The sequence below is a fragment of the Paenibacillus sp. RS8 genome (assembly GCF_041956825.1).
GTDB lineage: Bacteria > Bacillota > Bacilli > Paenibacillales > Paenibacillaceae > Paenibacillus_AQ.
On the sequence record NZ_CP168131.1, the window covers coordinates 1,873,661 to 1,896,974 of the forward strand.

Annotated in this window: 18 protein-coding genes; 13 read left to right on the forward strand and 5 right to left on the reverse strand. The window is 44.0% G+C overall.

The features are described 5' to 3' along the window. Positions 1-4: 4 nt before the first annotated feature. Genes ACDZ28_RS09680 through ACDZ28_RS09695 form a run of 4 tightly spaced genes read left to right on the forward strand, consistent with a single transcriptional unit; the run spans position 5 to position 3,279 of the window. Positions 5-850, forward strand: a complete 846-nt coding sequence (locus ACDZ28_RS09680; RefSeq protein ID WP_313636531.1) for an ABC transporter permease — start codon at positions 5-7, stop codon at positions 848-850. A 15-nt stretch (positions 851-865) separates the two neighbouring features. Further along, complete coding sequence (locus ACDZ28_RS09685) at positions 866-1,885, forward strand: ABC transporter ATP-binding protein (protein WP_042123470.1); 1,020 nt, start codon at positions 866-868, stop codon at positions 1,883-1,885. Then, the gene (locus ACDZ28_RS09690; RefSeq protein WP_375104533.1) at positions 1,878-2,795 is read left to right on the forward strand and encodes an ABC transporter ATP-binding protein; all 918 of its coding nucleotides are present in this window, start codon (positions 1,878-1,880) and stop codon (positions 2,793-2,795) included. The genes ACDZ28_RS09685 and ACDZ28_RS09690 overlap by 8 nt, the downstream gene beginning before the upstream one ends. Before the next feature lie 34 nt (positions 2,796-2,829). After that, entirely contained in the window at positions 2,830-3,279 is a 450-nt protein-coding gene (locus ACDZ28_RS09695; RefSeq protein ID WP_076116450.1) for a hypothetical protein, read from the forward strand. Positions 3,280-3,355: 76 nt separating this feature from the next. Here the strand turns inward: ACDZ28_RS09695 and ACDZ28_RS09700 are convergent, their stop codons facing one another. Then, positions 3,356-3,541 (reverse strand): hypothetical protein, encoded by a 186-nt coding sequence (locus ACDZ28_RS09700; RefSeq protein WP_339288843.1) that lies wholly within the window; start codon positions 3,539-3,541, stop codon positions 3,356-3,358. A 268-nt stretch (positions 3,542-3,809) separates the two neighbouring features. Between ACDZ28_RS09700 and ACDZ28_RS09705 the strand changes: the two genes are divergently transcribed. Both ACDZ28_RS09705 and ACDZ28_RS09710 read left to right on the forward strand, forming a co-directional pair. Continuing rightward, a complete protein-coding gene (locus tag ACDZ28_RS09705; protein ID WP_052414421.1) occupies positions 3,810-4,994 on the forward strand; it encodes a polysaccharide deacetylase family protein in 1,185 nt (394 codons plus the stop codon). A gap of 168 nt (positions 4,995-5,162) precedes the next feature. Continuing rightward, on the forward strand, positions 5,163-6,179 hold the full coding sequence (locus tag ACDZ28_RS09710; RefSeq protein ID WP_042123478.1) for an AI-2E family transporter: 1,017 nt from the start codon (positions 5,163-5,165) through the stop codon (positions 6,177-6,179). 121 nt (positions 6,180-6,300) lie between these two features. Here ACDZ28_RS09710 and ACDZ28_RS09715 read toward each other — a convergent pair whose 3' ends face one another. Next, a complete protein-coding gene (locus tag ACDZ28_RS09715; protein ID WP_375104534.1) occupies positions 6,301-6,690 on the reverse strand; it encodes a hypothetical protein in 390 nt (129 codons plus the stop codon). A 254-nt stretch (positions 6,691-6,944) separates the two neighbouring features. On the opposite strand from ACDZ28_RS09715, the gene ACDZ28_RS09720 reads away from it, so the two are divergent. The 5 genes from ACDZ28_RS09720 (at position 6,945) to ACDZ28_RS09740 (ending at position 18,309) form a co-directional block, all read left to right on the forward strand. Beyond that, positions 6,945-12,842: an S-layer homology domain-containing protein gene (locus ACDZ28_RS09720; protein WP_375104535.1), complete on the forward strand. Its 5,898-nt coding sequence runs from the start codon at positions 6,945-6,947 to the stop codon at positions 12,840-12,842. Between the two features lie 205 nt (positions 12,843-13,047). Further along, on the forward strand, positions 13,048-13,272 hold the full coding sequence (locus tag ACDZ28_RS09725) for a hypothetical protein (RefSeq protein ID WP_139328429.1): 225 nt from the start codon (positions 13,048-13,050) through the stop codon (positions 13,270-13,272). A 23-nt stretch (positions 13,273-13,295) separates the two neighbouring features. Further along, complete coding sequence (locus ACDZ28_RS09730) at positions 13,296-15,056, forward strand: CHASE2 domain-containing protein (protein ID WP_375104536.1); 1,761 nt, start codon at positions 13,296-13,298, stop codon at positions 15,054-15,056. Beyond that, positions 15,053-16,804, forward strand: coding sequence for a FecR domain-containing protein (locus ACDZ28_RS09735; RefSeq protein ID WP_375104537.1), 1,752 nt, complete (start codon positions 15,053-15,055; stop codon positions 16,802-16,804). Before ACDZ28_RS09730 ends, ACDZ28_RS09735 begins: the two co-directional genes overlap by 4 nt. 35 nt (positions 16,805-16,839) lie before the next feature. Then, positions 16,840-18,309, forward strand: a complete 1,470-nt coding sequence (locus tag ACDZ28_RS09740) for a stalk domain-containing protein (RefSeq protein WP_375104538.1) — start codon at positions 16,840-16,842, stop codon at positions 18,307-18,309. A 60-nt stretch (positions 18,310-18,369) separates the two neighbouring features. On the opposite strand, the gene ACDZ28_RS09745 is transcribed toward ACDZ28_RS09740, so the two are convergent. From ACDZ28_RS09745 to ACDZ28_RS09755, 3 genes are read right to left on the reverse strand one after another with little or no spacing between them, the layout of a single operon-like run. Beyond that, positions 18,370-19,290, reverse strand: a complete 921-nt coding sequence (locus tag ACDZ28_RS09745) for a metal ABC transporter substrate-binding protein (RefSeq protein ID WP_375104539.1) — start codon at positions 19,288-19,290, stop codon at positions 18,370-18,372. Next, on the reverse strand, positions 19,287-20,129 hold the full coding sequence (locus ACDZ28_RS09750) for a metal ABC transporter permease (protein ID WP_042123483.1): 843 nt from the start codon (positions 20,127-20,129) through the stop codon (positions 19,287-19,289). Before ACDZ28_RS09750 ends, ACDZ28_RS09745 begins: the two co-directional genes overlap by 4 nt. Further along, positions 20,122-20,865 carry a metal ABC transporter ATP-binding protein gene (locus ACDZ28_RS09755; RefSeq protein ID WP_331281369.1) on the reverse strand — a complete coding sequence of 248 codons (744 nt, stop codon included), beginning with the start codon at positions 20,863-20,865 and terminating at the stop codon, positions 20,122-20,124. The genes ACDZ28_RS09750 and ACDZ28_RS09755 overlap by 8 nt, the downstream gene beginning before the upstream one ends. A 403-nt stretch (positions 20,866-21,268) precedes the next feature. Between ACDZ28_RS09755 and ACDZ28_RS09760 the strand changes: the two genes are divergently transcribed. Both ACDZ28_RS09760 and ACDZ28_RS09765 read left to right on the forward strand, forming a co-directional pair. Continuing rightward, positions 21,269-21,814, forward strand: a complete 546-nt coding sequence (locus ACDZ28_RS09760; protein ID WP_042131772.1) for a MarR family winged helix-turn-helix transcriptional regulator — start codon at positions 21,269-21,271, stop codon at positions 21,812-21,814. A gap of 26 nt (positions 21,815-21,840) precedes the next feature. Beyond that, positions 21,841-23,304: an aryl-sulfate sulfotransferase gene (locus tag ACDZ28_RS09765; protein WP_042123485.1), complete on the forward strand. Its 1,464-nt coding sequence runs from the start codon at positions 21,841-21,843 to the stop codon at positions 23,302-23,304. Positions 23,305-23,314: the final 10 nt, after the last annotated feature.

Below are 23,314 nucleotides of genomic sequence, written 5' to 3' on the forward strand. Positions count from 1 at the left end.
CCTCATGAATCGCAGTAAATGGAAAAGTGTTGGAGATGAGCTATTTACGAATAAATTGGGCGTCGCAGCCCTCATTACTTTAATCATCTTCACACTAGGCTCTATATTTGCCTTTTTATCTGGACATGATCCGAATGCGATGGATGTTCTGGCACGTCTGAAATCGCCGGGAGCCGATCACTGGTTCGGCACGGATGACTATGGCCGGGATTATTTTGCCCGCGCATTATATGGCGGCCGGGTATCCCTGCTAGTTGGCTTTGCTTCAATGATCATTGCTACAGGCATAGGTGTGACGGTGGGCGTAATCAGCGGATTCTTTGGCGGATGGGTTGATAATCTTCTCATGCGGATGCTTGATGTAGTACTGTCCATCCCATCTTTCTTAGTTCTGCTGCTGCTTAGCGTATTTTTGAAGCCGAGTGTAGGGAATATCATCATTATTATTGCACTATTAATGTGGATGAATATCGCCCGTGTCATTCGGGCGGAGACGATGACGATCAAAGAACGGGAATATGTACTCTATGCAAAAGCCTCCGGTCAGAGCAACTTCGGAATTATTTGGCGTCATATTCTTCCGGGTCTAGTGCCTGTTGTCATTGTAGGTGCGACGAATAATATCGCTTCGGCAATTATGATGGAGTCGTCCCTAAGTTTCCTTGGGTTTGGGGTACAACCTCCAAATGCCACTTGGGGCAGTATGCTTAACAATGCGCAGGGATATATCGCTCAAGCGCCATATCTGGCTTTGTTCCCTGGATTACTGATACTATTAACGGTACTGAGCTTTAATGTTTTAGGCGATATTTTGCGGGTAGGCTTTGAACCGAAGCTGATCCGAAGATAGGAGTGTGAAGACATCATGACGGAACGGCTATTATCTGTTGAGGATTTGAAGGTTTCCTTCCAGACTCGAGACGGAGAGAACCAAGCAGTTCGCGGCGTTAGCTTTCATATAGATGCTGGTGAAACGGTAGGAATCGTTGGTGAATCTGGTAGTGGGAAGAGTGTGACTGCCAAGGCGATTATGTCGTTGATTACACCTCCGGGTAAAATTATTGGTGGAAATATCAATTTCCGTGGTGAGAATTTATCGAACCTTTCGGAAAAAGAGTGGAGAAAGCTGCGCGGTAACCGCATAGCAATGGTGTTTCAGGACCCCATGACCTCTCTTAATCCTGTAAAAAAAATCGGCCAGCAGCTTACGGAGGTCATCCGTCGGCATCGCGGTTTAAATAAGCAAGAAGCGCTTAAAGAGGCGGCAAGCATCCTGCGTCAGGTAGGTATTAATAATCCTGAACAGCGGCTGCAGCAATATCCGCATGAGTTCAGCGGCGGGATGCGCCAGCGGGTCATGATTGCCATGGCTCTTTCTTGCCAGCCAGAGTTATTGATTGCAGATGAGCCAACCACTGCGCTCGATGTAACGATACAGGCACAAATTCTCGATCTTTTTAAAGAGTTGAAAAACAATACTAGTACCGCTGTAGCGCTCATTACTCATGACTTGGGTGTGGTAGCTCAGGTATGTACACGGGTTATCGTAATGTATGGTGGACTCGTGATGGAGGAAGGCACGGTGGAGGATATTTTTTACCGCCCGCAGCATCCTTATACGAAAGGTCTGCTTCGCTCGATTCCAAAACGTGACGGTAAGTCGCGTGAACGACTTGTTCCTATTGAAGGTACACCGCCGGATTTGCTGAATCCACCTTCTGGATGTCCTTTTATGGAACGTTGCCCTAATGCTTTTGCCCGCTGTAGTGAGCGTCCTCCGGTCATCGAATTATCACCTGGTCATCGTTCGATGTGCTGGCTGGCAGACGGTGCGCAAGAGACTCCAGCCGTAGCTGGTGTTGAAGGGAGCGGTTCGGTTGAGTGATAATAAGATTCTAGTGGACGTAAATAATCTCAAGAAACATTTCTCTAAAGGTAAGGATATATGGGGGCGCGATACATCGGTGCTTAAGGCGGTAGATGGTGTAAGCTTTCAGATTCGTCAAGGGGAGACCTTTGGACTGGTTGGAGAGTCAGGAAGCGGCAAGTCCACGGTTGGGCGCTGCTTGTTGCGATTATATGATTATACCGACGGTGAAGTGTCTTTTGACGGACAGCCGCTGAGCAAGCTTGGAGAGAAGCAGCTAAAACCTTTTCGCAGACGCATTCAATCGATCTTTCAAGATCCCTATTCATCCCTTAATCCAAGCCTGAATGTACTTGATCTGATCAGCGAGCCTATGAAAATCCATGGGGTCCACGAAGGCGACGAACGTGTAGAAGCGGTTGCGGCACTACTGGATAAGGTGGGTTTAAAAAGAGAGCATCTTTATCGCTTCCCTCATGAATTCAGCGGTGGGCAGCGTCAACGGATTTCGATCGCTCGAGCGTTATCTGTGAAACCTGAGTTTGTAGTGTGTGATGAACCGATTTCAGCGCTGGATGTATCTGTTCAGGCACAGGTAGTGAATATGCTGGAGGATTTGCAGTCCGAATTTGGGTTGACCTACCTCTTTGTTGCGCATGATCTGTCGATGGTACGTCATATTTCGGACCGGATTGGTGTGATGTATGGCGGTCGTCTAGTAGAGGTAGCCGAAAGTGATGAACTGTACGAGAATCCTATTCATCCTTATACAAAGGCATTGCTGTCTTCCATTTTGGAGACGGACCCTAGACGGGCTAATCAAAGAATTATTTTAGACGGATATTCGGCAGAGTACGGCAGAGCTGAGACTTCTACATTGCAGGAAGTTAGTCCGGGCCATTATGTTGCCTATGATTTCACGGAATAAGTAGAATCTATATACAGGTACGGGAGGAATCAGGATGTCAGAGAATTTGAACCGAGTAAAGTTATCCCAGTGGGATGCGTTATTGGTAGAGTCACTTCGCTCTTTAGGCTGGTCCAATGAGGATATTCTTCGTAAAGTGGCAGAGGGCGATTTGCCCGTTGACGAGAGTGAATACGAATTTGATTATAAGCAGTTGACCACTTTGCAAGCGGAGCAGCCAGAACTGTTCGAGCAAGCGGTGAAGACTGGCTATCAGATTAAATACAACACGATCCGCGGCATTCGTAGCTGGATATGGGTTGCTCTTGGTAAAGAGGGAGAGCTGGAGCTTGAAGAGGGTAAAGAAGCGGTAGAAGCGGCTTTGACTGTGGCTGAGAAGGAACGTCTGGCATCTGTATTATCTTTTGGTTGGCAGATCGAAAGCGGGACGAAGTCAGCAGATGGAGACACTTCAGTCTACCGGATTTCCCCGATTGCACACTAAGCTGAATAACTACAATAAAAAAACGATTGTTGCGAGGGAGGACTCCCAGTGCACAATCGTTTTTTTCTGTGAAAATTTAATATACATTTACCGCTGGATAAGCAACCTCATATTGCGCAGCGTCAACCCAGGTTCCTGTTTTAAAATCTCTGCCCCGGATAAGTACTTTATCGCTATAGACTTCCACATAGAAGCCTTGGCTGCCCGTCTTATGCTTATCTTCGTTTGTCCAAAGGTAGGCGACGGAAGCAGCATTAAACATCGTTGTGGACGAGCTTGGGGAAGAGAATTACTTTGCAGATAAGAGAAGGTCCTAGACCGTCTACAATTACACATAAATGTACATAATTAAATATATAGCTCTCCATTTGAAGGAGGTGTTCCTTAAGCCAGTTGAGACTTAGGGATCGCCTCCTATTTTTATGATAAGAAACAAAATAAGAAGAAAATGTAACCAAAAGTAGGTGGAACTGTCACCAAATATGTAGTTACATAGTGAATAAGATTTCTTTATTAAGGAGATTTAGAGATTGCATACGAAAAAATATATAATACTTTTAGTCATCGTTCTGCTAATAAGTCTTGTTGCTATTTTCAACAATCAACGTGAACCTTCGATATTGACCATTAATGTAAACGGTCAAATCATTAAGACAGTAGCTACTTATCCGGGCTCACCTGATGAGCTAATGATTCCCAAGGCTGCTGCCGAACGGGCCCTTAACATGCATATTGACTGGCAGAAGCAGGGGCCGCTTCCGAAAGGTATCTACTATAAAGACCATGTAGCTGTGCTGATGTACCATCATCTGTCAGAGAAGCCAATGCCGCAGTTTCCTTGGATTTTATCGGCTGATCGGTTTGATGATCAAATGAACCTGCTGAAGCAGGAAGGGTTTCATGTGATTACGATGGAACAATATCGAGAATTTATGCTAAATGGCGGTACGGTTCCAGACAATGCGGTGCTGCTGACTTTTGATGATGGATATGAGAGTTTTTATGAGCTGGCCTTTCCTATTCTGAAAAAATACGGGTATACGGCAGTGAATTTCGTTATAGTCTCTACGATTGACCACCCAGATCCGAATAGTGTGCCGAAACTCAACTGGGAGCAGATGCGTGAAATGAAGCGTGACGGGATGGGGTTCTATAGTCATACGTACGATTTACACCATTATGGTATCGTGGATGCTGAAGGTGGGGGACGGCCTGCCGCTAGTGCCTTGTTATATATCGACGATGAAAATAGGAATGAAATGAATACGGAGTACTATAGCAGAGTTACTCGTGATTTGGCCAAGGCGGAGCAAAGGCTGAAGGAAGAACTGGGAAATACCGATTCAGCGATTGCCTTTCCTTACGGATCTTACAATGACCGGTTGCTATCCGCATGTGATTCACTCGGAATTTCGCTGACATTTAAAATCCAGGATGGAATAAATGCGAGAACGGACCGGAATGCCTCCCGAATCAACGGGGGAAGCCAGAATCTAACCGCAGTCCAAACCCTTGAGCAGATCAAACATATAGATTCGCCTATGGAATTAACCCTGAATAGTCAAAAAGTAGCACTGATAGGAAGTGCACCCGAAATGAGGAAAGGGACCTTAATGGTTCCGTTTATGCAATTATGCAAGGATCTAAATATTGATCTCAATTACGATCAGAAGCGTCGAACCGTTAAGTTAATGCGTACAACGGGAGGTACATAAACGAATAAGGAAATGTATGGAATGGATATCATCTTTCCCTACGATCATTAGGGGTTTACAAAAAGTGAGAAATTTCGCCAATTTGGGCGAATCACTAGTTGCTATAAGTGAATTCCTTACTGTAGACTATAAATAGAGTACTAATTGGTAGGTGAATGGAGAGAACAGATGGAAGTATTTAAGCGTTATTACGCGAATTTAACGGTCCGGCGTTTTTTTATTTTGGGGCTGGTTGCCCTGCTGCTATTCAGTATTAGAGATATGCTTAATTTAGTACTGTTAACATTTTTGATTGCTTATGTAATGAACAGCTTTCAAGTGCTGCTCACGAAGCGGATCAATAAATATGTTGCAGTCAACAGTAAAGTCATTATTATTATGTTGTATTTAGCTCTGATTGCTCTGATCGTAGTGACTTTAGTGAATTATTTACCGAAGGTCTTTACTCAGATTAAGCAGTTAACCAATTTTCTGACCAGTTTAACCCCTGCAAACATTCCACAAAACGAAATTGCGCAGTATTTATTTGCCCAGCTTAAGGATTTGAACTATCAATCTTATGTGAAAGATGGTCTTGAGTACGTCCTGAAAATAAGTAATTGGGGCACCAGCTTCGTATTATCCACCATTCTGAGCTTTGTCTTTATCCTTGAGAAGAACAGAATTGTCAGTTTCACTGCCCGTCTTAAAGAGAGCAAAATTTCCTGGTTCTATGTTGAGCTTGAGTATTTCGGCAGAAAATTCATCTCATCTTTTGGTAAAGTGATTGAAGCGCAAATTCTGATCGCGCTGTTTAATACATGCTTTACTGTGATTGGACTTTGGATCTTAGGCTTTCCGTATCTATTCGCCTTATCGATTATGATCTTCCTGCTTAGTTTGATTCCAGTTGTAGGCTTTGTGATCTCCTTAATACCGCTTTGTATTATTGGTTACAACATCGGTGGCATAGCAATGACGATATATGTATTGGTTATGATCGCCATACTACATTTTATCGAAGGTTACTTCTTAAATCCAAAACTGATGTCATCCAAAATGAATCTGCCTATGTTCTACACCTTTATCGTACTTCTCTTCTCTGAGCACTATATGGGTGTATGGGGTCTAATTCTCGGTATTCCAATTTTTGTATTCTTCCTGGATATACTGGAGATCACTAGGGATAACAAGATAGAGACTTAGGAATTGAGTTAAATAGCATCGAAAATACAAAGAGGGTGATCCGATAGCCATTCAATGGCTTCGGATCACCCTCTTTATTTTGGCGCGGAGAAATGTTGTACGGCCACTGTATGTATCTTCCTTAGCCGAAAGAAGTGAGAACACTCTCCGTAACGATGTCCCTCAGCTCCGCCTTGTGTGCTGCATACTGCTCAGCCGTAATACTTCCGGAAGCCAGCCGTGAATCTAGCTGTTCCGTTAGCTGAGCTACTTGTAGATTGATCACATCTTCAATATCCGTGTTTTGTTCTATTGCAATATCTTGAAGTGACTTACCGTCATATAAGGCATCATACAAATCTTCATCTGTGGGCTTGTTAAGTGCTTTCAACAATAATTCGTCTTTATCCGCAGCTTTTACGGTGGACCATTGTGCAGGCGAACTTGCGTTAGCAGTAAGGCTGCTCCAAGCATTTCCAAAAGACATCACTATAACTACGGTTCCTACTATAATCACTCTTTTTATATCCATTAGAGTCCTCTTTTCTTATTTTACAAATAACATTTTATGGTTTCTGTTGAAAGTGTCTGTGATGGTTGTGGTTTAACTTGCTTCTATTATAACCCGGAAAGCTGAGCTGAAGCTTAAACAATATTTAAGATAACCTAAAGATTTAACATTGGAATAATATAGCGATAATACACCGGATGTATACTTTCCAGATGATCTCCAATGTATATTTATGCACTGGGTCACAATCAAACTTATGGGGAGTGTTCGGAGTTTTGAGAATAACAGCAAAAGCTAAACGTTTTCTATCCGGTGTAATTGCAAGCAGTCTGATGTTGGGGATAATGGTTCCAGCAGGATATGCTGAAGAGCAGCTGGATACGGAGCAGACATCTTCCGAATTAGGATTACATGTTGATGAACAGGATCAGCTACTTACACTTATGAGTCAAACAAACGTGACAACAGCTGTGTATGCGACACCTACCCATCCGGGATCTTTACTTATTACAGAGGTTGTTCCGGATACTAAAAATGTAAAAGGCACCAATGGAACCTCTGTAGATGGTTATGAATTTGTTGAAATCTATAATAATACGGACGAGCCAGTTAACTTTAAGGATTATTATTTCTTTTATAATGACAATGATACTTGGACACCAAATGGAGATGCGGTCATACCGGCGCATGGGAATATCGTCTTCTGGATTATGAACGGCAATAATCTGAATGTTCCAGCCGAGGATTTCATCAAAAACTTTAATCCTTCAGCAGCTCTTCAGGAAGGAGTAAACCTGTTCCGTATCAACGGTGGCGGTGGTATGGCTAACACTTCTCCGCGTAACTTACAAATTAAGAGTAAAGCAGGAGATGCTTTAATTGTCTCTGCTTCTTATGGGAAAGAACAGGTGAAGGAGAATAACGGCATATTCTATCAATTCTCTCAAGCAGACAGCTCTACAATGAGTCTCATGCCAAATTCGGGAACCGTTGCGGCTACACCTGGAACTGTAGAGCCAGAACAGCTTCCTAAGCCAGTGCCTGGAGACAAACAGCCGGTGATTGAACACCACCCGCTGAGCAGTGTAGATCCAGCTGATCTTCCCATCACCGCGAAAATTACGAACCTAGAGAGTGGACCAGACGGAACGCTACCGGCAGTGAAGTTGCAATACGGCTCTCCTTCTCAGGCAAAAGATACGGTAATCACCATGACACCAAAGGGGGATGACCAGTACACAGCGTTGATTCCTGTGGCTGCGCTGGAAGAGCCAGAACTGCACTACAGCATCCGCGTAAACAATGTAACGGAGAACTATTCTGTTCATGTGAACCTGCCCGCGTTCGACACGAACAATGTGCCGAAGCTTCTAATTACAGAGCTGCTGCCGAATTCGACGAATGTAAAGGGAACGAGCAGTGACGCTTTTGAATTCATCGAGGTGTATAACAATACTGACGCACCGATTGGTTTCAAGAACTACAAGATCTATTATCGTTATCCTGATAAAGGCAATGCTTCCGATGTGAAGTGGCCTTCGACGAAAGAGAACTTTATAATCCCTGCACAGCAATCCGTAGTGTTCTGGATTATTAATAGTGCTAATAGTACGTACACTGCCAGTGATTTTAATACAGAATTCAACACTAATCTGATTGATGGCACGAACCTCTTTCTAATCAAAAGCGATGGGATGGCCAACTCTGGCCGCCGGGCAGTCGTAATTAAGAGTAATACGGAGAAGGAAATTTCCTCCGCGTATTATGATGCTGACCTTACTTATGATGGTGGAGCTAAAGGTGACGACACCAAAGAAAATAAAGCCCTTCTATACAAGTATCCTGTGAATGGGCAAAGCAAAATGCTCAAGATTAGCACAGGATCAGCGGCTCCATCACCAGGGCAGGTGGATGCAGCGCTGCTACCTAACACACCGATTCATGTGGAGCCGGATACCGAGAATCCGACGGTAAATGATCTGACTGCTATAACGGAGATTGATCAGTCGATGAGTCTCGATTTGAAGGCTTTCGCGGATGACAATAAAGCCGTTACATCCGTAGAAGTAAGAGTAGCTTCGGATAAGCAGCCTGATTTTGTCAGTCATAATCTTTCTCAAGATTTCAATGACAGTCTGTATCATTATAAATTGTCATCTGCTGATCTGATTGGTAGGAATGAAATACAGTATTATTTCGTCGTATCTGACGGCACGAATGAGACCGAATCTCCGGTAATGAAAGTGAAAATCACAGGTGGTCCCGATCAATCAGCGCTTCGTTTGAATGTGAAGGATGGACAATTCATTAATGGCTCTATGACGGTAAAAGGAACCTCTGCCACTGCCAAAGCTGATGAAGTGGACCTGACCATCGACAATAAGGTGCTCGGCAATAACGAGGTATATGCCGCGCTTGAGAATGATGCTTACTTTGTATTTGATGCGAAGAATGTAGATTATTATTTCAAAAACGGTATCACCATGGGACCAGAAGAATTAGGGGATGCGAGTATTCTGTACACCTTTATGGACCCGATTACTACGTATACGACATTAACCTTTCCGATCTCCTCTGCCGCTTTACAAGTAGGCAAGGATAATGTGATTTACATTCGGGCGGGCTCTAAATCATCGCCTTTTGACCCTCGTCCTGAGGAGAATAAAGATGATTTCGAAGTGAAGAATGTGCGCCTATTACTTGCAGACGGCACAGAAATTTGGGACCCTGCTTATGCAGAACGTGATAAAGAAATTAAGATGGGGGACAGCGCAGGTAAGCATGAATCCATCGGCTTCCGGTTCGATCTGAAATCGGATTTATTCCGTTCAAAGGCGTATAACTGGAACACTAAAGAAGTAACTGACGGAGAACATAAAGTAACAGTGACCGAAGGTGGATCCAAGGTATCTTCAAATGTAATTGTAGACAATACGCCGCCATCTATTAAAGCTTCGATTGAAGAAGGAAAAACTTATCGTGGTAATTTCATAATTACTGCTGAGATCAAGGATACTTACGCAGGTGTAGATAAAGTTAGCGTGAAGCTGGATGGCAATGTTATTGAACTGCCTTATGCTACTTCATCCGGAAAGCTGTCCGGTGGAGACCATGCGCTTTCTATCACCGCATTAGATAAGATAGGTAATCAGGTGGAAAAGGTAATTACATTCCATGTACCGAATGAAAATCCATTTGCACCACTCCTGATCTCACCTCAGAACTGGGAGATTGGTGTGGGTACGAATCCGACCTTGAAGGTTAAGGTTGAAGATCCTAACCAGGATAAGATGGATGTTACCTTCTATAGAGGCTTCAAGTACGATGGTAACCATCCAGAGCAAGGATTTACTGGATTTAAGAACGCATCCGATACAGAACCGCCGAAGCAATCCGTTCCTGCGGGCGAAGAAGCCCTTAGCAGTGACGAATACAGCAAAATAAGTGCAGTTGACGGACAGTACCTAATTAACGATGCTGTTGAGCAATTCCCATATCAGCGTTATGAAATTAAGCTGGATGAATCCGTGAAGGCTTCAGATCGTGTGGATATTGAATGGAAGGGGAATTCACTTCCAGGCCGTAAAGTAAGTCTCTACGCGTGGAGTCCTGCCGGACAAAAATGGATACAGTTGGATCATTTAATCGCTGGTACTGAGGATTTTGAACTGAAATCTACGGTGACTGCTGGAGATTATAGAAATGGAAATAGCATTGCGGTGATGGTTCAGGATGAGATCGCGTCCGTGGCTAAGACTGCAGCTACAGTAACGCAAGACACTTATGATTTTTCCTTTGTATGGATGTCTGATACGCAATATTATTCTCAAAGCTATCCTTACATTTACCAGAAAAATGTGAAGTGGATTGCTGAGAATAAGGATAATTTGAATTTGAAATATGTTATTCATACCGGAGATGTAGTGGATAAGTCCTATCAAGAATATCAATGGGAAGAAGCCGATCGGGACATGAAGGTACTCGAGGATGCAGGTATTCCATATGGTGTTCTTGCGGGTAATCATGATGTAGGCCATCAAACCGGAGATTACACGAAATTCTGGCAATACTTTGGTGAATGGAGATTCAAGGACATGCCAACCTTTGGCGGTTCCTATGACAACAACCGGGGCCATTATGATTTGGTATCTGCGAACGGAAATGACTTCATTATCGTATATATGGGCTGGGGACTGGCTGAAGAAGAGATTGAATGGATGAATGAGATTGTCGCTCGTTATCGAGAGCGGAAAGCGATTCTTTGTCTTCATGAATACCTGCTCGTATCTAATAACCGCGCACCGATTGCAGATACAATCTTTGAAAAGGTTGTAAAACCTAACAAGAACGTAATCGCAGCTTTGTCCGGTCATTATCATGATGCAGAGCTTAAGGTAGATGAGCTGGATGATAACGGAGATGGCATTGCGGACCGCAGTGTATATCAAATGCTGGCAGACTATCAAGGTGCCGAAGAGGGCGGACTTGGTTATATTCGTCTCCTTCAGTTCGATGTAGCTAACAATAAGCTCCGAGTGAAGACTTATTCGCCTTATTTAGATGATTATAATTATTATGATGAAAATGAGTTCCCGGGCAAAGATGAGTTCGTACTAGATCTCGATCTGCAGCCTGTAACCAAACGTGTAGCTACCGATTACATCGGAGTTAAGGTTTACAGTGATCAGACAATCGCGACCAATCAGCAAGTAGAGAGCGGTGCGGAGACTCAGGTTACTTGGAGTAAGCTTAATCCAGAAAGCTACTACCAGTGGTATACAAAAGTCGAGGATGATAACTCTGGTAGTGTGCTTTCAGACATTTGGGGCTTCTACACTGGGAAAGAGAATGTAACACCGACACCAGAGGTGACACCAACACCGACACCAGAGGTGACACCAACACCGACACCAACACCAGAGGTATCGCCATCGCCAGAAGTGACGCCGACACCAGCACCTGAGGTGACATCGGCACCTCCAGTAGTTTTACCTGTGCCAACAGTGACTCCAACGCCTACAGCCACACCTGGAGCGGAAAAAGGAAACATTGAACTGGCATTAGGAAGTAATGGAACGTATACAGCTGATCCGTCAGCCTTGAAGAAGCTGATAGAGGAAGCTGCTACAGGGGGAAGCCTAAAGATTAGCGTAGGCGGGGCAACCTCGACTCAAGGTCAGATTAGAATTGCTCTTGATGCAGCGGCCGTTCAACAGGCTGTCGATAAGAAGTTGAATTTGAATATTGTTTCATCTAACGTTACATTAAGCGTACCAACAAGCTCTTTACCAGCGATCCCGGCCGGCAGTGACATGCTGCTGAGCGTTGATACAAATACGACAGCTGTACAAAGCAATGTCGCTGGAATGAGTCCATCCAAGGCTACCGTTACGCTGAACCTCAGTACATCAGCAGGAGGCAAAGAAACGGCTATCCACCAGCTTAAAGGTGCTGTTACGATTACCTTGACGCTGACTAAGGAACAGCTTGCCAAGATCGATACGGATTTTGCAGGTGTCTATTATGTAAATGGCAGTACGCTGGAATATTTAGGTGGGGTGTTCAAAGATAATACCGTTACCTTTACAACCGATCATTTCTCTTCCTTCGCGGTGCTGGAATATGTTAAGCAGTTTAGTGATACCTCTGGTCACTGGGCAGAGCCGTACATTTCCAAGCTGACGGCTAAGCATGTGATTAAGGGTATCGACGATACGCACTATGGTCCACAAGCGAATGTAACCCGTGCAGATTTTGTTACACTAGCCATTCGTTCACTCGGATTGAATGAGACAAGTGAACCTACGGGGAATGGTGCTTTTGCAGATGTATCAAAAGATGCTTATTATGCATCATCGATAGACAAGGCTGTTCAGCTCGGACTCATCCAAGGCAGTGATAGCAAGTTCCGTCCTAAGGATGCGATTACACGTGAAGAAGCGGCGGTTGTCCTGCAGAAATTGATACAGTACAAAGCTGGAACACAGTCTTCCGTTGCTGCTATTGCAAGCTTTAAGGATATGAGCAGCGTATCAGAGTGGGCGAAACAAGCGGTAAGTGAATTGAAAGCTAAGGGAATCCTTGATGGCAAGGGCGACAATAACTTCGATCCACGTGGCAAAGTAACCCGTGCTGAAATTGCAAAACTGCTGTATGGAATAATCAATTTATAAGAATAGTATGGCAAAGGCAGGCAGAGGTAACTCTGGTCTGCTTTTTGTCGTTTTATGTATTTCACCCCCGCTTTTTTTCTTGTAAAGTAGGAAATTCTTACTATTCATATGATTTTTCATATATAATATTTTTGAATAAATTTTTAATAGACTTTATCCGGCAGTCATTCTCCTTGTTACGGCACTTCTTCCAATTGGCGCAGGAATGGGTATTCATCCATGGGTGCTTGTATTCCTTATTCTGTTATCTACTGACCCCTTCTTCTTTGCTTATCCATCACTAACGTATCTGACCACTTATTATAGTGCTGAAGGTAAATTCTTTACCTACAAGCATGCTCAAAAGATTGCCTTAGATTATGGACTTTTCGTTATATTACTAGCGATCCTATGTATTCCTTATTGGCGCTGGCTCAGACTCATTCCATAATACATAGATTGGAGAAACAAACCTTGAAAGTAAAGTTAGCACATATTTTGCTTCTACTTACGATGATTTTTGCGGTTCTTCTGTACAGAGGGAGTCTGGACTCTATTGATCATCTGTTACAAGATCGCGTGATGCAGCACGAGCGGTCTGTGGATACTACGATTGCTATTATCGGGATAGACGATCAAAGCTTGAAGGACTTTGGCAGCTGGCCGTGGAGCAGAAATGTTCATGCACAGCTGTTAGATACGCTCTCTGAGGGACATCCTGCTGTGATCGGCTTTGACCTGACGTTCCCGGTGGGCTCAGAAGATCCCGAGGCAGATACAGAATTCGCTGCGGCTGTCGCTCGGGCGGGAAATGTTGTTCTGCCCGTGTATGGTACTTTTGCATCTAATACTGAACAAGGAAAAATTGAAGCGCTGGAGCTGTCCCAGCCGTTTGAAGCCTTGCGAGAGGCTGCGGCTGCAACCGCGCACATTAATACCATTACCGATACAGACCGTGTGGTGCGTAAGGCCCTTTATTCTTTTGATTATGAAGGGGAGTCTATTCACAGCTTGTCATGGACGGTCTATCAGAAATATCGAGAGGCGATGGGAAGCACTGCTGATCCGCAGAAGCTCCCGCTGGATGACTTTGGACGCTTTTATATCCCCTATTCAGGTGGCAAAGGCGCCTTTGAAGAGATTCCTTACTCGGCGGTGCTTAGCGGAGAGGTCCCAGCCTCTTATTTTGAGAATAGAATTGTGCTTATCGGACCTTATGCTACAGGGTTTAAGGATGACTTCCTAACACCGATTAGCGGAAAAAACACGTTATACGGTGTGGAAATTCATGCGAATATCATCCAGTCTCTGCTCGACGATAATTATAAACGAGTGCTGGACTGGAAGTGGAACGAAGTAGTGCTCTTGCTAGTTGCGCTCCTGGCGTATCTACTATTCCGTAAAGTGAAGATGCTGTATTCCTATGCGGCCATTGTGGTCATCATTGCGCTACTAATTTTTGCGGGTCGTTATTTCTATGATCAGGGTACGGTGATTTCACTAGGTTATGTGATTCCCCTTCTAATCGTTAGTTGTATTATCGTGATAGCTTTTCAATATTTAGAGGAGTTGATGGAAAAACGTAGAGTTACGGATATTTTTGGCCGATATGTTGCTCCACAGGTTGTGGATCAAATTCTCAAGAACGGTCAAGAAGGTCTGAAGCTGGGAGGAAGTCGCAGAGAGCTAACCTTGTTATTCGTAGATATTCGAGGCTTCACCCCGTTGTCAGAGGCTGCTGAACCGGAGGAGATTGTAGAGATTCTGAATGAGTATCTGGATCTGACCGCGGGTTGTATTTTTGAGTTTGATGGCACGCTGGACAAGTTTATCGGGGATGCTACGATGGCGATATTTAATGCTCCAATGCTGCTAGAAGATCATCCGATGCAAGCGGTGAAGGCCGCGTGGGCGATGAAGGAGGGTTCGGCGGCGGTAGAACAAAAGCTGTTTGAACGCTTTGGCCTAGTAGTTAAATTTGGTATTGGGGTACATACTGGCCCTGCTGTATTTGGGAACATCGGCTCTAAGACACGGATGGATTATACAGCGATTGGAGACACCGTCAATACGGCAGCCCGTCTGGAAAGCAATGCGAAGCCGGGACAAATCCTCATCAGTGAGGCTACCTACGCTTTTGTAAAAGATAGAGTATCAGCCGTTTCATTAGGAGAGATCAAGGTAAAGGGCAAAGAACAGGGAATTAGTGTTTATGAATTGGAGGGGTTGAAATGAAATCATTGAAGCTTACACTGTCATTTATTCTATTGTTCAGTATTCTTTGGCCGGCGGTTGTCACACAGGCGAAGGACAGCGTCAAGGTAGGGAAAATAACCGCGGTCTCAGGCAAGTCTGAGGTGAAAAAGAGCGGGGGAACGAAGAAATTTAATGCTTTTAAAGGAATGGCGATTACGCAAGGCGATACGATTATAACAGGCACTGACGGGCAAATTACCCTCGACCTCGATGCTAACAAAGAAGTTACAATCGGAGCAAACACTACCCTTACCATTAGCCAATTAGTCGAAAGTGCAAAAGCGCTCGGCGGAAAGACAAGTCTGAAGCTGCAAAACGGGCAAGTCCTGATCAAGGTGAAAAAGAAGCTGGATGGCGACTCCCGTTTTGAGATTGAGACCCCGACGGCGATCATGGGCGTGATGGGTACAGAGTTTTTTGTTAGCGTTAATAGCCAAGGCAATGTAGTCCTTAATGCTGGGGGAGGAATTAGCGGCGATTATCTGGGAGTTCTGGAAGGAACAGTCCACGTAATTCCGTCTAATGATCCCACACTAATTGAGCGTATGATAACAGCATCCCAACAGTTAATTATGGAGAATCAACAATGGACACAGGGGCAGCTGTCCCTGAATGCATTACCGCAATTTGCGCTAGAGCAGCATTTGAAATATCTGAACGAAGAAGAGATATTGGAATTCGAATCGGTTAAGAAAAAAATCGAGCAACTACTCGAGCAAATAAAAGCCACGATGCCCGTTCACTCTAGTCCGCCTATTCCAACCATTCCACCCCAGATTAACTATGATCTATCTAGTTCGGCTCCCTTAGATATGACGAGACCAACACCGCCGACGAGACCTACACCAACGGCAACACCAACGCCGACACCTGAACCAACGGCAACGCCGACGCCGGAACCGACACCAACGCCGACACCTGAACCAACGGCAACGCCGACGCCGGAACTGACAGCAACACCGACGCCGGAACCGACAGCAACGCCAACGCCGGAACCGACAGCAACGCCGACGGAAACTCCAAATCCACTCGGTGCACCTGAGATAGACCAGCAGGAACTTAGAGAACATATCTATGACTATCTCGTCCGTGATAATGAGATTGTTTTGCCGTTTACAGTACCGTTAGATTTTAATATTGCAGATGACTCTAATCCTAATGCCGCCAGGGATGGTGTGAGTGTTACCTTAAATCAGAGTGAGGACACGCTCGATTTAGGTGAGGTATACATTCGAGAGAATAAGCTTCACATTCAGCTGCGTGAATCACTTCCTTATAAGTCATTCGTTCAAATCAAGGTTAATGGTGGTTTGTTAAAGAATACCCTTACCGGGGGGCAGGTACAGGAAGAGGTTCAACAGATAGCAGACGGCGGGTTTTACTTTAAAGGAGAAATCACTCCGAGTTATTTTAACCATACGGGTCCTATAGGTGAAGATGAAGCGCCGGAATTTATCATTCATTCGCTAGGTTATGATGTAGGGGAGATCAGATATCATTATGAATATGATCTTGGAGATCCATTTCCACTAGAAGATACGGATTATGTACTGGATCGGAACGATGAGAATACCTTTGTACTTAAACTTACTCCGGCATTCTTGAATAGACTAACTCCCGAACCTTATATTGTTATCATTCCACTGGTGAGGGTTGAAGATACTGAAAACGGCCCTGTAGAGGTAATAATAGACAACCTCCAGATTAGATTATCTTTGTTATTTTAAAGGCGCAATAACTTTCGAGAGGAGAATATAACGTAATGAAAAAGGAACTTATCTCCATCGTTTGTGGATTAATGCTCGTAAGCGCAGTACCATCTAGTATCGTTACCGCAGAGGCAGTGCAGCCCACAAACGGCAACGTTCAAGGGAGTATAGATCAGAACATCTCTTCTAACGCCGTACTCTCTCTTAAACAGCCATGGGGACTAACTGCTGTACCTGGCAGTAATGAACTCATCATCGTACAGTCCGGAAGCGGTACGATCAGCAAGTGGAGTAATGGAGCGCTACAGACAGTGGCTGGACAAGGTGCTGAAGGATATATCGATGGCAAGAGTGCAAAGGCCTTGTTTAATCATCCGACGTACACCGCTGCTGACAGTAAAGGCAATATCTATATTAGTGATACCGATAACCATGTCATTCGGAAAATTAAGGATGGAGAAGTGTATACCCTCGCAGGAACGGGAGTAGCAGGCTATAAAGATGGACCGCCTGATGTGGCGCAATTTAACGCGCCGGGTGGATTGGCAATAGACAGCAATGACAACATATATGTAGCGGATACACTGAATCATGTGATTCGCAGAGTTACACCAAAAGGTATTGTGACTACGTTTGCGGGTCTGCAGGGCAATAATGGTGCTTATTTGGACGGAGCAGTAGCTTCAGCCAAGTTCAATGAACCACAGGGCCTTGTATTCGATGAATCTGGCAATCTCTATGTAGCTGACAGTGGGAATCAGATGATCCGCTTAGTTAAAGGCGGTAAGGTGGAGACCTTTGCAGGCAAAGTAACCCTTGTTGATCCAGTGACTGGCTATATGGCTGGAGGGTTCCAGAATGGAGAGCGTCTATCGGCGTTGTTCAATCGTCCTCGTGGACTAGCCTATGCCAATGGGGTATTGCTGATTGCAGATAGTCTGAACCATCGCGTTCGGGCTATCCAAAAGGATGGGGAAGTTATAACAGTTGCAGGGCAGGCGAACTCGGGAGATCAGGTTGGAGTATTGGATCAAGTAATGTTTGATCAGCCTTCCGGTGTTGCGCTTGCCTTCGGGAAGCTGTATGTGACCGATACGCTGAATAACAAGTTAAAGGTATTGAATCTTGATCTGCAAGCCCTTAAGCCATTGCGTAGCGAGGCTGATCTGCTTGATGCAGTTCCACTGCTGCCAGCCGGTAAGAACATGCAAGTATGGTTGGATGGAGCGCAGGTGAATTTCAATAGTGCTATTCAACCTCTTAAAGAGTCGGGAAAAATATATTTACCAGTTAGAGCGCTATTTAGCTCATGGGGAGCGGACATTCGCTGGGATGCGGCAAGCAAAGAGACGATGATTAGCAAAGGGGATTGGACACTCACCCTAAAGCCAGACGCAAGCCTTAATGTGCAAAACATAAAGGGTACTTTGTATGTGGCAGCCGATTATTTGCCGACCATTTCATCTTTTATGCAGGTATACGATGAAGGCAGTAACGCAATTGTGCTGGAAAGTGGACAATAATCATTCAGTATATCCTTTAAATAAGTTTAGGCTGTCGAGAAAAGTCTCGACAGCCTATTTTTATAAGGATAATCCTTCAACGACTTTATCAATATTCCATTTAATCATCTTAATGTAGGTGTCGCCTTCTTCGCCTTTCTTAGCTAAAGAATCGGTAAAAATCTTAGAATGTATCGGTACTCCCGTTTCATTGGAGATGGTTTCCATTGTTTTTGGATTTACGCTCGTTTCGAGAAATAAAGCGGGCACTTGATTTTTATCAATAATGATAATGATGTTTTTCATTTGTTCTGGCGTTCCTTGACTGTCGGTATTGATTTCCCAAATAAATGCGGACTCAAATCCGTAGGCTTTTGAAAAATATTTAAATGCCCCTTCGCTTGTAACCAAAATGCGTTTCTCCTGTGGGATTTTTTCTACCGCTTCTTTGGCGTATTGATCCAATTCATTAAGTTTCTTAACATATTCTGATTGGTTATGAAGATAAAACTCTTTGTTGTCCGGATCTTTTTCGATTACACGTGTAGTGATGATATCTACATATTTAATCGCATTCTGAATATCGAGCCAGGCATGAGGATCTTCCTGAGTTTCTTTTCCTTTTTCCGTTAGGTACATTGGAGTTACTTCATCCGAGACTGCAAAAGCAACGTCCTTTTTATTAGTGACATCAAGAAGGTCTTGGAACCATCCTTTCCCTGTTTCTAGGTTCATCCCATTATAAAAAACTAAATCTGCACTAGAGACTTTACTTGTATCCTTGGGTAGCGGATCGTACATATGCGGATCTGTTCCGATGGGAACCATGCTATAGACCTCAGCTTTTTCCCCTACAATATTTTCGGTCATATCCGCGATAATGGAGTAGGTTGCAACAATCTTCAGTTTGTCATTGTCTGCCTCTCCCTCACTAACGTTTGAACATGCGGTAACTAGTAAGATGAATATTGTCAAAGAGAGCATCTTTATTGTTTTTTTCATCCTTGTTTAACCCCTTTTCTTAGAAAATTATTTTTAGGCGAGATAATAAATGATATAGCAAACAAACTTACCCCTACTAGAACAATGGTGGCACTTGTAGGTAAATTGAATCTAAAGCTAATGATCACACCTATAATTCCAGATACAGCGCCGAGGGTAGAAGCCAGGATAATCATGTGGATCAGCTTATTCGTCCAAAGATAGGATGTAGCTGCTGGAATAACCAGCATTGCAATCACAAGCACTATTCCAACTTGAGATAATGAGGATACGGTAACCACGGATAGCAGCATCATCAATAGATAATGATAGAACCCCGTTTTTAAACCAAATGCCTTAGAGACGACAGGATCAAACGAACTAATTAACAGCTCTTTATACAACAATGAAATGATAGCTATAACAACAAGCATGATAATAAATGACTGCATTAACTCGGACTGCGGGACGGCTAAAATGTTACCAAATAAAATGTGAGTTAGATCAAGCCCGCTTTTGGCAAACGTGATGAGGACAATCCCCAGTGCAAAAAAAGAGCTGAGAATAATTCCGATCGAGGTATCACTTTTGATATTGCTGCGACTTGTTATGAATTGAATGAGGATGGCTGCTAAAAGTCCAAACAATGAAGCTCCCACAAGAATGTTGATCCCTAAAATATAAGATAACGCCACACCCGGTAATACAGCATGAGACAAAGCATCTCCCATTAATGACATTTTTCTGAGTACAATAAAACTTCCTAAAACCCCTGAAACAATGCCAAGAATGATAGCAGACAATCCGGCGTTAAGTGCATAGATGGGAATGTTTAATAACGATGAGAAATAATCAATCATTATCGGCGCCTCCCATCCCTTTGATCACCAGATTACCTAAGGAGGCACCATAGGCACTGAGGATATTCTCCGGAGTAAACGTGTCTTTAACGTCACCAAAAGCAATCAGCTTTTTATTGAGAATGATGACTTTGTCAAAATATTCTTCGACTTCATGTAAATCATGATGAACGATCAATATGGTTTTCCCTTCTTCGCGAAGCTGTTTAAGCAGTTTTACAATAATTTTCTCACTGACTAGATCTATGCCGACAAAAGGTTCGTCTAAAAAAAACACATCTGCTTTTTGGGCAAGCGCTCTAGCAATAAAGACTCTTTGAAGCTGCCCTCCAGACAAATTACTAATTTGTTTATTTGCAAGATCACTTATATCTACCATGGTCATACATTCCTCGACGCATTGCCGCTCTTGTTTCCCGGGGCGCTGAAAGATCTTCAGGTTTGGGTATGTTCCAGTCAGCACTGTATCCTTCACCGTAATTGGAAAAGTAAGATCAATGTCATTTTTTTGCGGTACATATGCGATCTTACGCTTATACTCAGAAATGTCTCTTCCCTCTACCATCACCGTTCCGCTTCTTTTCTTAATTACTTCTAACAACGACTTAATGAATGTGGATTTCCCTGCACCATTTGGCCCGATAATTCCGACCGTATATCCAAAGGGAATATCAATATTTACATTTTCTAGAGCTGAATTACCGAAGTAATCCACGTTTAGGTTTCTAATTTCAATCATTAAAAAGCTCCTCGTCTTGAAATTTATTGATTTGTTTCCTGTTGGAAACATTTATTTTAATTATCTAATTTGTTTCCCTAGGTAAACATTTATTCTTAGGTACAATATATTTAACAATGGGCAAATTGTCAATGAAAAAGCTTAAATTTTATGTGATTTTGAGTTGGAACAAGCACTCGATTTATGCCATTATGGATGTGATTTTTTAGTATTTAAAATACATACTTGACAGGTAGGAATAAAGGGTTATATGATATCACCAATAGTTAAACAGTAATTAAATGAACAGTGAAATAATTCATCCGAGCTGATTGGACCACCAAAGGCTCCCGTACTTTCCCTTGTCAGGGACTTGTGCTGGGAGTCTTTTTTGTTGGCTATGGAGAGAGATGAGGTAGGCATGAGCGATACGTATTGGAGACAGCTGGAGGAGACGGATTGGGGATTTCGCAAGGTGGTTCGCAGATTCGTAAAGGAGCGGGATAAGGTCACTGTGGAAGGGATCTCCTTACCAGGCATGCTGATTCTGCACAAAATCATTCGCGAGGGTGAACAGCGGCTTGGGGATTTAGCGGATGAACTGGACTTTACGTCAGGTGCGATCACCGCTTTGAGCGATAAGCTTGAGACAGGCGGATTTACTGTACGGAGACGTAAGGAGGGAGACCGCAGGACGGTGATGCTGGACATTACAGATAAAGGCCGGGAGATGGCGGAGCTTAACAGCAACATTGGGGAACGATGTATTTCGCTTCTGTTTGAGGGGTTTACGGAAGAGGAATTGGCACAGCAAAGTCAATTCTATCAGCGGATCATCAGCAATCTGGAGGGATTCTCAGAAACCTTGCTGAAGCTGGCGAAGGAGAATGCGGAGACCGAGTCTGCACCGAACCTTGAACAGAAGCCACGAGCAGTCACAAAGAAAAGTAATTATCTTAGCTATTAAAAAATCAAATGTAGGAGAGATGAACGATGGGACATTCAACCATATATCCAACTGGGGCAACTGTATATAATCCGGGCAAAGCATGGAGCGGCTATACTGTATTTCAAGCAGGTGAAGAAGGTGTTGTACTGATAGATATGAACGGTAAAGAAGTGCATTTGTGGAAGGGACTGCTCGGGTTTCCGGCTAAAATCTTCCCTGGTGGTTATGTGCTAGGCAGCACAGGTAGAAGAGATCCCAAATTTGGCATTCAGGATAATGTAGATCTGGTGCAGGTCGATTGGGACGGTAACATCGTGTGGAGATATAACAGCTATGAGCATATAGAAGATCCGGGTTATGAACCCCTCTGGTATGCCCGCCAGCATCATGACTATCAGCGCGAAGGCAATCCAGTGGGTTATTTTGCACCAGGGCTAGAGCCAAAGGTAGACGGTGGAAACACCCTAATCCTCGCTCACAAAAATATTTACAACCATCAAATCTCCGACAAGCAGTTGCTGGATGACACGATCATCGAAGTGGACTGGGAAGGGAACATCGTTTGGGAGTGGGCTCCAAATGAACATTTTGCAGAGCTTGGCTTTGATGAAGCGGCCAAAAACGTTCTATTCCGTGATCCTAACTCACGCTCCTTCGGGAATCTGGGCGGGGGTGTAGGTGACTGGTTGCATATCAACTCAGCTTCCTATGTAGGACCTAATAAATTTTATGATGCAGGAGATGAGCGTTTCCATCCGGATAACGTGATCTGGGATGCGCGGGAAGCGAATATTATCGCAATTACAGATAAGCGTACTGGAGCTATCGTTTGGAGAATCGGTCCAGATTACTCATTACCGGAATTGAAGCATATCGATTGGATCATTGGCCAGCATCATGCACACATCATTCCGAAGGGCTTACCGGGAGAAGGCAACCTACTCGTATTTGATAACGGAGGTTGGGGCGGTTATGGTCTTCCCAATCCATCTTCACCCTTTGGGCAAAAAAATGCACTCCGCGACTACTCTCGAATTCTAGAGATTAATCCAGTGACACTCGAAATTGAATGGCAGTATACCGCGGCAGAAGCAGGCTTCTCCGTTCCGACGGATTCTTACAAATTCTACAGTCCTTATATCAGCTCAGCACAGCGGCTTCCGAATGGCAACACCTTAATTACAGAAGGATCTAACGGTAGACTTTTCGAGGTTACGCCAGAGCATGAACTGGTCTGGGAATATATCTCACCGTATAACGATTCCAGAAATACAAACATGGTTTACCGTTCCTATCGTGTGCCTTATGCGTGGGTACCACAGCTGGAGCAGCCGGAAGAACAAGCGATTGAGGGGATAGATGTCACGCAGTTCAGAGTGCCAGGGGCCGCGCCTAAAGGTTCGGATTCTGTAGTAAGTGTGGCGACCACCCTGCCGTTTGTTGAAGGGGCTGCTTGTGTGGCGACAACAGATGAAGGTAGCAGCCGCAAAGCCAATGAACAAATTTAAGGGGGTGTCG